11 protein-coding genes and 1 tRNA gene are annotated in these 13,323 nt (G+C 70.3%); 7 read left to right on the top strand and 5 right to left on the bottom strand.

Annotation, left to right across the window (positions count from 1 at the left end):
- Nucleotides 1–154 precede the first annotated feature (154 nt).
- The 3 genes from V5F67_RS06435 (at nucleotide 155) to V5F67_RS06425 (ending at nucleotide 1,612) form a co-directional block, all read left to right on the top strand.
- Nucleotides 155–229, top strand: a tRNA-Thr gene (locus tag V5F67_RS06435).
- Between the two features lie 123 nt (nucleotides 230–352).
- Nucleotides 353–637, top strand: coding sequence for an HdeA/HdeB family chaperone (locus V5F67_RS06430; RefSeq protein ID WP_394019996.1), 285 nt, complete (start codon nucleotides 353–355; stop codon nucleotides 635–637).
- Nucleotides 638–793: 156 nt separating this feature from the next.
- Nucleotides 794–1,612 (top strand): WYL domain-containing protein, encoded by an 819-nt coding sequence (locus V5F67_RS06425; RefSeq protein ID WP_394019998.1) that lies wholly within the window; start codon nucleotides 794–796, stop codon nucleotides 1,610–1,612.
- Between the two features lie 74 nt (nucleotides 1,613–1,686).
- Here V5F67_RS06425 and V5F67_RS06420 read toward each other — a convergent pair whose 3' ends face one another.
- Nucleotides 1,687–2,709, bottom strand: a complete 1,023-nt coding sequence (locus V5F67_RS06420; protein WP_394020000.1) for an endonuclease/exonuclease/phosphatase family protein — start codon at nucleotides 2,707–2,709, stop codon at nucleotides 1,687–1,689.
- 372 nt (nucleotides 2,710–3,081) lie between these two features.
- On the opposite strand from V5F67_RS06420, the gene V5F67_RS06415 reads away from it, so the two are divergent.
- From V5F67_RS06415 to V5F67_RS06405, 3 genes are all read left to right on the top strand, one after another.
- Nucleotides 3,082–4,137, top strand: coding sequence for a polysaccharide pyruvyl transferase family protein (locus tag V5F67_RS06415; RefSeq protein ID WP_394020002.1), 1,056 nt, complete (start codon nucleotides 3,082–3,084; stop codon nucleotides 4,135–4,137).
- An 89-nt stretch (nucleotides 4,138–4,226) separates the two neighbouring features.
- A complete protein-coding gene (locus V5F67_RS06410) occupies nucleotides 4,227–4,598 on the top strand; it encodes an ArsR/SmtB family transcription factor (protein ID WP_394020004.1) in 372 nt (123 codons plus the stop codon).
- Nucleotides 4,595–5,080, top strand: a complete 486-nt coding sequence (locus tag V5F67_RS06405; RefSeq protein ID WP_394020006.1) for an SRPBCC family protein — start codon at nucleotides 4,595–4,597, stop codon at nucleotides 5,078–5,080. The genes V5F67_RS06410 and V5F67_RS06405 overlap by 4 nt, the downstream gene beginning before the upstream one ends.
- Nucleotides 5,081–5,139: 59 nt before the next feature.
- Here the strand turns inward: V5F67_RS06405 and V5F67_RS06400 are convergent, their stop codons facing one another.
- From V5F67_RS06400 to V5F67_RS06390, 3 genes are read right to left on the bottom strand one after another with little or no spacing between them, the layout of a single operon-like run.
- Nucleotides 5,140–6,120, bottom strand: coding sequence for a TRAP transporter substrate-binding protein (locus V5F67_RS06400; RefSeq protein ID WP_394020008.1), 981 nt, complete (start codon nucleotides 6,118–6,120; stop codon nucleotides 5,140–5,142).
- A 58-nt stretch (nucleotides 6,121–6,178) separates the two neighbouring features.
- Nucleotides 6,179–7,486 (bottom strand): TRAP transporter large permease, encoded by a 1,308-nt coding sequence (locus tag V5F67_RS06395; RefSeq protein ID WP_394020010.1) that lies wholly within the window; start codon nucleotides 7,484–7,486, stop codon nucleotides 6,179–6,181.
- Between the two features lie 4 nt (nucleotides 7,487–7,490).
- The gene (locus V5F67_RS06390; RefSeq protein WP_394020012.1) at nucleotides 7,491–8,036 is read right to left on the bottom strand and encodes a TRAP transporter small permease; all 546 of its coding nucleotides are present in this window, start codon (nucleotides 8,034–8,036) and stop codon (nucleotides 7,491–7,493) included.
- A gap of 604 nt (nucleotides 8,037–8,640) precedes the next feature.
- Here V5F67_RS06390 and V5F67_RS06385 point away from each other — a divergent pair.
- Complete coding sequence (locus tag V5F67_RS06385; RefSeq protein WP_394020014.1) at nucleotides 8,641–12,753, top strand: autotransporter domain-containing protein; 4,113 nt, start codon at nucleotides 8,641–8,643, stop codon at nucleotides 12,751–12,753.
- Nucleotides 12,754–12,945: 192 nt separating this feature from the next.
- Here the strand turns inward: V5F67_RS06385 and V5F67_RS06380 are convergent, their stop codons facing one another.
- Nucleotides 12,946–13,182, bottom strand: coding sequence for a hypothetical protein (locus tag V5F67_RS06380; RefSeq protein WP_394020016.1), 237 nt, complete (start codon nucleotides 13,180–13,182; stop codon nucleotides 12,946–12,948).
- Nucleotides 13,183–13,323 lie beyond the last annotated feature (141 nt).

Below are 13,323 nucleotides of genomic sequence, written 5' to 3'. Positions count from 1 at the left end.
ATGGCGGGCACAAAGGGGCGCGCGGCCCCACCTGCCCCTTGCGCCCATCACCCGCATGTGGCAGGAGAGGCCGCCTGACGGGACGGCGCGCCGCCCCGCCTTTCGGGCAGGGATGGTTTTCCCTCCCGGACCCCCGGCCCGGCCGGACCGGTTCGCTGCGGTAGCTCAGTGGTAGAGCACTCCCTTGGTAAGGGAGAGGTCGAGAGTTCAATCCTCTCTCGCAGCACCAGCCTGCCGCATCGCGCCGCCCTTCCCATAACCGCCTATTTCCGTGGCGCTTCTCCCGGCTCAAGCGCATGATGCCGGCACGACGGCGGACCGGACCGCCGCGCGAGGCATTAGGGGAACGCTCATGAGATATCTTTTCGCCCTGGCGGTGCTCATCGCCGGGCTCAGCCCGGCTGCGGCGGAGAAGTGGGACCTGTCCACCATGACCTGCCAGCAGTTCGTCAGTAGCGACAAGGACACGATCGCGCTCATCCTCACCTGGCTCGACGCCTACTACCGGGACGAGGACGACCCGCCGGTGATCGACACCGACAAGTTCGTCAAGAATGCCGAGAAGCTCGGCGCCTTCTGCGCCGCCAACCCGCAGCTGGGGCTCATCACCGCGGCCGACAAGGTGTTCGACGACTGACGGGGCCGCGGACGCCGCGCCCCGGCGGGTCCGCCGATCGCCGCGCGGCGGACCCGCCCGGCTGGATCAATGGGAAACGGGCGGCTATCAAGAGACTTCCGGAACGCGCCCTCCGCGAGCGCGCCACCATGAACGCGATATCATGAACGCGACGCCATGAACGCCATCTCCTCGCTCAAGACCTTCTTCATCGACCGGGTGAGGGCCCAGGCAGCCCCGCCCTATGCCGGGGCCGATCGCATCGGCGTGCCGGCGGACGATCCCCACGACGAGCTGCCCGGCGGCCCGGTGGAGCAGAAGCGCGACGCGGCGGACGGCCAGTCCTTCGCCATAGACTATGTGGACCATGCCGGCCATCCGAGCCACCGGCGCATCTCGGTCTGGGCGGTGGAGCGCAATCCCGAGGGCGTGCCGATCCTGATCGCCAAGTGCCACGAGCGGCAGGCCACCCGCGCGTTCCGCGTGGACCGCATCACCGGCGTCACCGACCTCGACGGCGCGCGGCGCGAGCCGCTGGCGCGCTTCTTCTTCGAGACCTTCGGCTTCGTCTGGCCGAAGGAGGCGATCCACGTCACGCTCGGCGATCCCGAGGAGGCGCGGTTCGAGCGCATCCGCACCATCGTGCGCCAGGCCGGCCTGCCGCTGCTCGCGGCGCTCTCCCTCGCCGACAAGGAGATGAACGCCGCCGAGGTCGAGGAGATGAGCTATTTCTGCGACCGCGCCTGCGCCGAGAAGGGCGTCGACCTTTCGGGCGCCGAGCGGGAGCGCCTCAGCGGCTACATCGCCCGCATGCGTCCCACCGAGCAGACCGTCGAGGCCGCCATCGACACCCTCATGGAGAGCGGGCACGACGCCATCTCGGCGCTGCTGCGCGCCGGCCTCAAGGTGGTGAGCGCCGACGGCACGCTGAACGTGGAGGAGGCGGACATGCTTGACGCCTTCTGCTTCGCCCTCACTGGCCGCCACGTGCGCTAGAGCGCGATCCGATCAAACTGAAACGGCGTGATCGGGGAACCGCCCTCTCGCTCCATGAGAGCGCGCGGCGCCGATCACCGGAGCGTCAGGTCGGCGTAGATCGGCAGGTGGTCCGAGCCGAAGGCCGGCGCGGAGCGCTGGCCGTCGGTGCCGACGCCGCCCTTCACCGCCAGCCGGTCCACCGGCGCGCCGAGCCACTGCGGCAGCTCGCGGCCGCGAACGAAGAACACCCGCGTCGCCGCCGGCCAGGGCAGCGCCTCGGCGGCAGCGAGCTTTGCCGCGCCCATGAAGGTCGCGAACTGCGGCGACCAGGGCGGCGTGTTCCAGTCCCCCGCCACGACGATGGGCGTGCCCTCCGGCTCGGACCGGATGTGCCGCGCGATCTCCGCGAAGGTGGCCGCCCGCCGGTGCCAGTAGCGCAGTTGGCGCGGGCTGGGCGGGTGGATGGCGTAGACCACCAGCGGCGGATCGCCGGGCGCGACCTGGATCTCGGCGCGCACCGCCACCGGCCGCCGCCGCCGCGCCTTCATGCCGCCGGGACCGGCGCCGATCAGCGTGACCTTCATGGGCAGGCGGCTCAGCACGTCGATGGCGCCGAGGCGATCGTCGAGGTCCGAGGCCTTGTAGGGGAACCCCTCCAGGCGATCGAGCGCGATCGGCCAGGCGAAGACGTCCTCCTGGACCACCAGGATATCGGGGCGAACCTCCTGCACCGTCTTCCGGAACGCCTCCTTGTGGGGATTCCGGTTCAGCAGGTTGGCCGACATGATGCGCACCGTGGGCGCCCCGGGCGCGGACGGCGGCGCGGACGGCGCGGACGCGACCGCGAGCGGCCAGAGGTTGAACAGCGCCACCGCGACGGCGATGAGGATCGCGCGCCGATGGCGCGTGCAGAGCGCGAGGAGCAGCATCGCGAGGCTCGCCGCAAGCAGATGGGGGCGGAAGAAGGTGAGGAGGTCCGCCTGCCAGACCCAGGGCGCGAGCAGCGTCGCCGCGGATATGAGCGCGAGCAGCGCCTGCGCGGCGAGCAGCATGCCCAGCGCCAGGCGGGCGAGGCCGAGGCGCGCCCCGGCGACGATGGAAGTACTCACGCTCACGCCGCCATCCTCGCCATCCCGGCCCAAGCGGGCCGGATCGCACGCACCGCCGGCCGCCGCGCGGACGCTGCAACGCAACATGCGCCGCCAGTCTGCCGCTAATGCGGGCGAATGCAAGACGCATGGCGCGCGCGGCATGCCGGGACCGGCCGATGCGCCCCGGCCCTGCGGCCGGACGGCATGGACTGCCCTCTCGCGCGCCGAACCGCCGATTGATAAGAACCCGTCGTTCAACGCAATCGCGGCGGCGATTCGATGTGAGCGCACCCGGCTCTGGGGTAATGTGCGCCTTGCGGCAGGAACGGGGCGACGGAGCCGCCCCGGCGGATCGGCGCGATCCCGGCTTTCCGCGCGGAGGATCAGACCCAGACCATGCAGATCATGCTTCTCAACGACACCGGCCTCGTGAGCCACGTGGGATGCCAGGGCGTCTCGGATGCGCATGCGAGAATGCTGGGCCGCGCCGGACATCATGTGACCCAGAGATATTTCATCGGCCAGGTGGGCCGGTTCCGCGACGCCGATGCCAAAAGGGGCCTGCGGCGCGTCCTGGCGGACGACGACTTCATGCGGCGCCTGAACGCCGTCGACGCCGTGGTGGTTAACGGGGAAGGAACCATCCATCACGCGGCCGGTACCGAATACCTCAACGTGCTGGCGGCGGCGCACAAGCTGCGCAAGGCGACCCTTTTGGTCAATTGCGTGCTCGAAGGCACCGAGGGCTTCGACCACGTGTTCCGCGCCATCGACGACATCGTCGTCCGCGACAGCCGTTCCGCCCGCTGGCTCGAGGCCCGCGGCCGGCGGCCGCGCGTCATTCCCGATTCCTTCGTCGAGGCGCAGTTCGATCCGCAGCCGATCCTGGATCTCGCCGGCCAGGTGCCGGTGACCGACTGGCACCATGAGCGCGACGCGGACACCGGCGCGGCGAGCCTGCGCTTCCTGCGGCATCCGCAGCCGCTGCGGGCGTTCTTCCTGCCTTTGATGTGCGGCAACATCGCCCCCCACTGGCGCCATGTCCCGGCGACCATGAAGACCGCGCCGGCGGTGGTCACGGGCCGCCATCACGGCGTCTATTGCGCGGTCCTGGCGGGCGTCCCCTTCGTCGCGCTCTCCAGCAACACGCACAAGGTCGCGGGCCTCCTGGAGGATGTGCCGGAGCTGATGGCCTTTCTCGATCCGCCGTCCATCGCCGACGCCGTCGCCGCGGCGCGCGGGCGCCCGGACGCGTTCCGGCGGCTGGAGGACATGATCCTGGGGCAGCGGCCGCTGGCGACGTTCTCGCTTCTGGGAACGACGCCCGACGGTGCCGGCGAGACGCGCGAGATCGCCCGCCTGTCGCGCGATGTGGAGGCCGCCTCCGGCGGCCTGCCGGCCGATCTCGCCTACCGCATCCAACGGCGCTCGGCCGAAACCGGCCAAGCCTGACAGCGGCCGGGGCCGGTCGCCAGCCAGAAAAGTTAGGCATTCGCCAAACTTTTCTTGACGCCACTCGGCGCGCCTCTATACTTAGGCATATGCTTAACCAAGAGCCCGCCACCCTCGATCGCCTGTTCCACGCGCTGGCCGATGGCACCCGGCGCACCATGGTGGCGCGGCTCTGCCGCGGTCCGGCGACAGTCAGCGAACTGGCAGCGCCGCTCGCCATGTCCCTGCCCTCGGTTCTTCAGCACCTGCAGGTGCTCGAAGCCAGCGGTCTCGTCCGCTCCCGCAAGGCCGGGCGGGTGCGCACCTGCGAAGTGGAGCCGGCCATGCTGGCGCAGGCGGAGCGCTGGATCGGCGAGCGCCGGGCACTGTGGGAGCACCGCCTCGACCGCCTCGGCGGCATCATCGCGGAATTGCCCGAGCCGTCTCTCAAGGATGCCCCCGACCCAGGAGAAAACCCATGACCCAAACCGCGGCCCGCCCCGTCACCCACGCCTCCTTCACACTCCAGCGGACCTATCCGCGCGCGCCGGAGGTGGTGTTCGCCGCCATCGCCTCCCCCTCCGCCAAGCGCCGCTGGCTGGTGGAAGGCGAGGGCTTCGAGGTGGTCTCCTACGAGCCCGGCTTCGGCGCCGGCGCCTTCGAGCGGTCGAGCTTCCGCTTCAAGGGCGGCCCCCTGGTCCGCAACGACACCGTCTATCTCGACGTGAACGAGAACCGGCGCATCATCTTCGCCTATTCCATGAGTCTTGAGGGGACGCCCATGTCCTCGTCGCTGGTGACGATGCTGCTGGAGCCGGCGCCGGGCGGCACCCGCCTCACGCTCACCGAGCAGGGCGCCTATCTGGAAGGCTTCGACGACGTGGCCGGCCGCGAGCAGGGCACGCGCGAGCTGCTGGAACGGCTGCATCAGGACATCGAGCGCACGTCGTCAGCCGCACAGTGAGGCGCGGGCATCGGCAAGGCGGCGGGCGCAGCCGCCGCCTGCTTTGCCCGGCCGCAACCCTACTTCTTGTAGGCGTCGATCACCGCCTTGCCGCTGTCGCCGGCCTTGGCGAGCCAGGCCTCGGTGAGGGTGGCGCCCACCTTCTCGAAGCCGGCCTTCAGCTCCGGGCTCGGCGGGGCGAGCTTCATGCCCTTGGCCGAGAGCTGGTCCATGTACTGCCTGGTCTTGGTCTCGGCGAGCGTCCAGCCGCGCGCCTCGGCGGCGGCCGCCGCCTTCAGCACCGCCTCCTGGGTGGGCTTGTCGAGGGCGTCGAAGGCGGCCTGGTTCACGAACACCACGTTCTTCGGCAGCCAGGCCTGGATGTCGTAGAAATAGGGGATGCTCTCCCAGATCTTCACGTCCGTGCCGGTGGCCGAGGAGGTGATGAGCGCGGTCACGGTGCCGGTGGCGAGCGCCTGGGCGAGCTCGGCCTGCTGCACGGTGACGGCCTGGGCGCCCACCGCCTCGCCGATGCGGGAGGTGCCGGCATTGTAGGCGCGCCATTTCGCGCCCTTCAGGTCCTCCACCTTCTCCACCGCGGTCTTGGAGAACAGCCCCTGCGGCGGCCAGGGCATGGCGTAGAGCACCTTGATGCCCTGGGAGGCGAGCTTCTTCTCCACCGCCGCGCGCGAGGCGGCCCAGAGCTTCCTCGATGCGTCGAAGGAGGTGGCGAGGAACGGCACCACGTCGACGCCGAAGATCGGGTCCTCGTTCTCGTGCAGCGAGATCAGCACCTCGCCCGCCTGGGCCTGACCGGTCTGCACCGCGCGCTTGATCTCCGGCGCCTTGAACAGCGAGGCGTTGGGGTGGAGCGTGATGACCAGCTTGCCGCCGCTCGCCGCCTCCACGTCCTTGGCGAACAAAGCGAGGTTCTCCGAGTGCAGGTTGTCGGCCGGATAGGCGGACGGCAGGTTCCACTTGGTCTGCGCCATGGCGGGCGCGGACAATGCCAGGGCCCCCGCCGCGATGACCGGGCCGAGGGTGCGCATCAATAACGACATCGAACGTCTCCTTCGGGTTGATCCCAAGTTCGGCGGGGTGAGGCGCGCCGCGGCGTCCTCATCGTCCGTAGGCGAGCTCCGGCAGCACCATGACGATCTGCGGGAACACGGTGATGATGGCGACTGCCGCGACGAGAAGGAAGAAGAACGGCAGCGAGGCGATCGCCACCGTGTTGGAATCCCTGCCCGACATGGTCTGCAGCACGAACAGGTTGAAGCCCACGGGCGGGGAGACCTCCGCCATCTCCACCACCAGCACCAGGAAGATGCCGAACCAGACCGGATCGAAGCCGGCGGTCTTGATCATGGGGATCACCACCGAGGTGGTGAGCACGATCATGGAGAGGCCGTCGAGCGCCGCCCCGAGCAGGATGTACATGACGGTGAGCGCGGCGATCAGCGCGTAGGGCGACAGATGCAGGCTGTCCACCCACTGGGCCAGCGCCACCGGGATGCCGGTATAGGCCATGGAGGTGGACATGAAGGAAGCGCCGGCGAGGATCAGCATGATCATGCAGGTGAGCCGCGTCGCCCCCATCACCGAGGCCCAGAAGGCGGGCCAGGAGAGCGCGCCCTGCCACCAGGCGATGGCGAGCGAGCCGGCGACCCCCCAGGCGGCGCACTCGGTGGCGGTGGCCCAGCCCAGCAGCAGCGAGGCGAACACGAAGATGATGAGCAGGCTGACCGGGATGAGGTTCGCCGATTCCTTCAGCTTCTCGCGCCACGGCATCGGCGGGTCGGCGGGCGGCGTGCGCCTCGGGTTGAGCAGCGACCAGACGATGATGTAGCCGGAATAGAGCGCCATCACCAGGAAGCCGGGCAGGAAGCCGGCGAGGAACACCTGGATGATGGAGACGTTCGCCGCCACCGCATAGACCACCATGGTGATCGAGGGCGGGATGAGGATGCCGAGCGTGCCGGCGCCCGCCAGAGATCCGAGGCTCACCATGTCGTCGTAGCCGCGCTTCTTCAGTTCCGGCAGCGCGATCTTGGCCACCGTGGCGCAGGTGGCGGCGGAGGAGCCGGAGACCGAGCCGAACAGGCCGCAGGCGATGACGTTCACATGCATCAGCCGGCCCGGCAGCCAGTTGAGCCAGGGGGCGAGGCCCCGGAACATCTCCTCCGACAGGCGGGTGCGGAACAGGATCTCGCCCATCCACACGAACAGCGGCAAGGCGGCGAGCGTCCAGGAGGCGGAATTGCCCCAGATGGTGGTGGCGAGCACCGCGCCGGCGGGGATGCCGCCGCCGACGAACTGCATGCCCACAAAGCCCACCACCAGCAGCGCGACGGCGATCCACACGCCGCCCGCAAGCAGGACGAACAGGAGCAGCAGGAGCAGCCCGGAGATCTCGATCATCTCCATGGCGCTAGACCCCGCTCTGCATGGCGCGCTCGACCACTTCCTCGGCCGAGGCGGGCGGTGGCTTCTCGTAGCGCGGGGCGCCGCCGCGAAGCGCGTGGACCAGCTCGTCGGCGAAGGCGACGGCGAGGATCACGAGGCCAGCCGAATAGCCGAGCTGCGGCAGCCAGAGCGGCACGGCCACAACCCCTTGGGAGATGTCGTCGAAGCGGTAGCTGTCCCAGTTGAGGATGACCGCGTTCCAGGCGAAATAGCCGACGGTGACGGTGCCGATGACGAGGCAGCCCAGCTCCACCACCCGTTTCGCACGCCCCTTCAGGCGGTCGGTCACAAGGCCGACCCGGATCAGCTCGCCCGAGCGGAAGGTGTGGGCGAGGCCGAGGAAGGCGCTCGCCGCCATGCACCAGGCGACGAAGTCGTCGCCGGAGGGGATGTTGAAGCCGACGATGCGTCCGATGGAGAGCAGCATCATCAGCACGAAGATGGAGACGAGGAACAGGCCGGCGAGCCATCCGGCGACGAGATAGAGGCCATCCAGCAGCCGGCGGATCATGGGCGGCTCCGGCCCGGCTGCCGCGCGCCGGTGCACCGGCGGCAAGAAAATGGGCGGCAGGTAAATGGGCGGCAAGGAAACAGCCCGCATGAGAACAGCCGGCAAGGACCAGGCGGCGCGACGATCACTCCCATAGGTCCCCTCTCCCGCCCAGACCTGCTGCGCCCACCGCCCCGCCGAGCCGATCAGGCTCCGAAGCGCAGACGGCCTGCAATCGCAGACTGTAGCAAATCCCGAGCCAACGCCATTGCCGCCGCCGGGATGCCGGGCGAGGCAGCAACCCGCCCCGGCGCCGCTTCGACGCGGAACGGCCTGGGAGCTTCGGCGGCATATCCCCTATCTAGAGGAGATGCCCCAGGGCGCCTTCGTCCGTAGATTTGCCCGGCTCCGCAACGGTTCGGCGGGCGAATCAACGGCTTGCGCGATGCGAGGGGCAATGGGGCCGCGGAATGCGCCGGGGACCAAGGATCGTGCGGGCCGGGCGTGGCGGGCGCCGGCCGTGGTGCGGGCACCGCGTCGCCCGCGTCATGTGCGTCCGGCGCTCCTCGCTTCGGTCGCCGGCGCCGCATTGCTCCTGCCGGGAGCACCGGCCCGAGCGGCCGATGTGACCATCGACGGCGGCGACGTCGTCACCGTGCCGAGCCTGGCCGTCCCGTCTCCATGGATCATCGACGGCCAGCTCATCGTCGGCGGCACCGGAACCGGCACGCTGAACGTCCAGGACGGCGCGACGGTCCGGGCAGGCGACGCCTTCATCGGCAACGAGGCGGGCTCGATCGGCACGGTGACTGTCGCCGGAGCAGCCTCCCTTTTCGAGGTCCCGGACGGAGCCCTCGCGGTGGGCAACCTGGGAACCGGCACGCTGACGGTCGAGGGCGGCGCCACGGCGAAGAGCGACACAGCCGTCATCGGCGTGGCCGGGGCCTCGGTCGGAACCGTGACCGTCACCGGCGCGGGCTCGTCCTGGCAGATCGGCGACAGCAATTTCTTCCTCATCGGCTTCGACGACACCGCCAAGGGCACGCTGAACATCGAGGCGGGCGGCAAGGTCACGAGCAGCTACGCCATTCTCGGCGCCGGAGCCGGGACGGCAGGCACCGTGACGGTGACCGGCGCGGGATCGAGCTGGGAGGTCGATCAGAGCCTGATCGCCGTCGGCCTCGATGGCACCGGCACGCTCACCGTCGCCGACGGCGCCACGGTGACTGCCGCCGCGATCGGCCTCGGATCCGGAGCTTCCGGCTCCGGGACGCTCAATCTCTCCGGCACCGACGGCGCCCGCGGCGTCCTCGCCGTGCAGGGCGTCGGCGCCGGCACCGGCACGGCGCAGATCAACTTCAACGGCGGCGTGCTGCGCGCGACCGCGGACAATGCCGATCTCTTTCTGGGCTTCACCGCCAGCGAGATCGACATCAAATCCGGCGGCGCCTTCATCGACAGCAACGGCTACAGCGTCGGCATCACCCAGGCGCTGCAGGGGGCCGGCGGCCTCACCAAGCAGGGCGAGGGCACGCTGACGCTGTCGGCCGCCGCCACCTATACCGGCGCGACGGTGATCGAGGCGGGCACGCTCGCCTTGACCGGGGCCGGCGCCATCGCCGCCTCCAGCGCGCTGACGGCGGACGGCACGTTCGACATCTCGGCGAAAGCTGCCGGCGTTTCCCTCAACTCCCTGTCCGGCGCCGCGACCGGCGCCATCAAGCTCGGCGCCAACACCCTGACGGTCACGCAGAATGCCGATGGAGACTTCGCGGGCGTGATCTCGGGCACCGGCGGCCTGTACAAGATCGGCAGCGAAAAGCTCACGCTTTCCGGCATCAACAGCTATTCCGGCGCGACCACGATCTCCAACGGAACGCTTGCCCTGGTGGGCGACGGCTCCATCACCTCGTCGAGCAACGTCACGGTCTTCGCCACGCTGGACATCTCCGGCACCACCTCCGGCGCCACCATCCATACGCTCTCGGGGTCGATCTTCGGCTCCGTCGTGCTGGGCGGGAAGGACCTGACGGTGGTGCAGGACTCGTACGGCAATCTCGGCGGCATCATTTCCGGCACCGGCGGCCTCATCAAGCAGGGCGACGGCTGGCTCTCGCTCCAGGGCGTGAACACCTATACCGGCGACACCGCCATCGACGCCGGCAAGCTCTCCCTGATGGCCGACGGCTCCATCGCCGCCTCGCGCTCGGTGACGGTGGACGGCGCATTCGACATTGCGGCAACCACCTCCGGCACCACGATCCACACCTTGTCCGGCGCCTCCACCGGCTCCATCTTCCTGTGGGTGAAGACGCTCACCGTGGCGCAGGACGCGGACGGCACGTTCGCCGGCGTCATCTCCGACACCGGCGACCTCGGCCGCCTGGTGAAGGAGGGATCGGCGACGCTCACCCTCACCGGCGCGAGCACGTTCGGCGGCGGCACCACCATCTCCGGCGGCACGCTCCAGATCGGCAGCGGCGGCACCACCGGCGCGATCCTCGGCGACATCGAGAACAATGCCGCCCTGGTGTTCAACCGCGCGAACGCCGCGAGCTTCGGCGGCGTCATCTCCGGCACCGGCACGCTCGGCAAGAAGGGCGCGGGCACGCTATCCCTCACGGGGGTGAACACCTTCACCGGCGCGACCTCCATCGCGGCCGGGACGCTCGCTCTGTCGGGCGCCGGCGCCATCGCCGCCTCCAGCGCCGTGACGGTGGATGGGACGCTCGACATCTCCGCCACCGATGCCGGGGCATCGATCAAGACCCTCTCCGGCGCCGCCGCCGGCGCCGTCGCTCTCGGCGCCAAGACGCTCGCCGTGCAGCAGAACGCCGACGGCACCTTCGCCGGCACGATCTCCGGCGACGGCGGGCTGACCAAGCAGGGAACGGGCACGCTCGTGCTCACCGGCGCGAGCACCTTCGGCGGCCTCACCACCATCTCCGCCGGCACGCTCCAGATCGGCGACGGCGGCACCACCGGCGCGCTCGCCGGCGCGATCCAGAATGACGCCGCCCTCGTCTTCGACCGCTCGAACACCTATGCCGTCGCCAGCACCCTCTCCGGCGCCGGCACCACCGCCTTCCGCGGCGGAGGCACCGCGCTCCTGTCCTCGACCGGGTCCTACAGCGGCACGGTCACGGTGGAGGACGCCAGCGTCCTGCTCCAGAACGCGGCCCTGGCCTCCGCCGGCTTCGTCGTCGCAGACGGCGGCCTCGTCGCCGGCGGCGGCAATATCGGCGCGCTTACCGTCGGCAGCGGCGGCATCGTGGCGCCGGGCTTCTCGCCGGGCACGCTGGTCGTCAGCGGTCCGGTCACGTTCCAGGACGGCGCGACCTACCGCGTCGACGTCACGCCGGACGGGCAGCACGACATCATCTCCGCCAGCGGTGCCGTGACGCTTGCCAGCGGCGCGCGGGTGGAGGTGGAGGCCGTGCCCGGCGCCTTCAAGCCCGGCACCGCCTACGCGATCATCACCACCACCGACCAGGTGAGCGGGCAGTTCGGCGGCCTCGACGGCGGGGTGAGCGCCAACTACGCCTTCCTCGATCCCGGCCTCAGCTACGACGCGCAGAACGTCTATCTGACGCTGACCTACAACGGCACCGCCTTCACCACCTTCGCGCCGACCGCGAACACCTTCGCCACCGCGCGGGCCGCCCAGGCGCTCGGGCCGGGCAACCCGGTCCATGACGGCCTGCTCCAGTTGCCCGCGGGGCCGGACGTGGCGAACGCCTTCGCCGCGCTCTCGGGCGAGGCCTATGCCTCGGCAAACACGGTGATCCAGCAGCAGTCGGTCTATGTGCGCGACGCGGTGCTCGCCCGCCTCGCGCAGTCGGTGACCGGGCCGGCGCCGACGCCGCTTTCCTACGCCAAGGCCCCGGTCGAGGCGCGGCTCGCGCCGGACCTCGCGCCGACGCTCTGGATGCAGGGCTATGGCGGCTGGGGCAACACGTTCGCGAACGGCAACGCCGCCGCCGTTTCCAACACCGTCGGCGGCTTCCTCATGGGCGCCGACGTGGCGGTATCCGACCATGCCCGGGCGGGCGTGTTCGGCGGCTATGGCCGCTCGACCTTCGATGTGGACGATCGCGCCTCCTCCGGCACCATCGACAATTACGGCCTCGGCCTTTATGCCGGCACCCGCTTCGGCGCCCTCGCCGCGCGCGGCGCGCTTGCCTATTCCTGGCACGACGTGTCGGTCGACCGCGTCGTCGCCTTCCCCGGCTTCGCGCAGGCGCTGGATGGCGGCGCAACCACGGGCAGCCTCCAGGCCTTCGGCGAGCTCGCCTGGCGCCTGACGCTGGGCGCCACCGACGTGGAGCCGTTCGCGGGGCTTGCCTATCTCGGCCTGTCGGGCGCGCGCCTGCGGGAGAGCGGCGGATCGGCGGCGCTGCGGGCGGACATCGCCGCCATGGACACGCTCTACACCACGCTCGGAGTGCGGGCGGCGACCTCCTGGGAGGTGGCGGGCCGGATGCTGGTGCCGAGCGTCACGGTCGGCTGGCAGCACGCCTTCGGCGACACCACGCCCACCGCCGCCATGCTGTTCACGGGCGGAGCGCTGCCTTTCCAGGTGGCCGGCGCGCCGATCGCCGAGGACACGCTGATGCTGGGCGCCGGCCTCGGCTACGCGCTCTCCACGGCGGCGACCCTGTCGGTGGACTATAGCGGCCAGGTCGCCGCCGGCGCGGCACAGAACGCCGTCACCGGCCGCTTCGCCATGCGCTTCTGAGACCACCTCCGCGGCGGCGCCGCCCCGAGGGGCACGCCGGCGCGATGTCCCCCGACCCCTCATGCGGGAAGGCGGCGCCATTGAAGCGCGCCGACCGGCTGGCGATGCAAGCCGATCGGATAACGCGTTCTCTATCCTTAAATTAGAGGGCGATTCGCCGATCAAATTGATTCAATTTGATCGGATCGCGCTCTAATGGGCGGCGGGCCGGACCGGAATGCGCATGGCCGATGCGAAGGTCTCGAAGGCCTTCCAGGCGCGCCGCTTCAGCTCGGGCGCGTCCGCCGCCTCCATCACCTCGATCAGCATGCCGGCATGGCGCGCCATCGGCAGCGAGCGCAGGAAGTCCGCCGCCTCGCCCATGCTGCGCAGGACGATGACCGAGCCGTCGCGCGTGACCTGGAGCGGCAAGAGGTCGTTGGTGTGCATCCGTCTGTCCTCCATGCTGGTGGCTGCCCCGTTCATGGCGTGCCTACCAGCCGAAGGCGTCCCCATTTTGAGGGAGACGTGGCCATTTCGTGGGGCATGCCCGCCCCAACGGAAAGCGGGCATGCCGGCCGTGGCCCTTGC

The organism is Xanthobacter pseudotagetidis (assembly GCF_043194795.2).
GTDB lineage: Bacteria > Pseudomonadota > Alphaproteobacteria > Rhizobiales > Xanthobacteraceae > Xanthobacter > Xanthobacter tagetidis_A.
The sequence above is the reverse complement of the archived record's forward strand: the minus strand, read 5'-3'. Positions and strand labels throughout refer to the sequence as shown.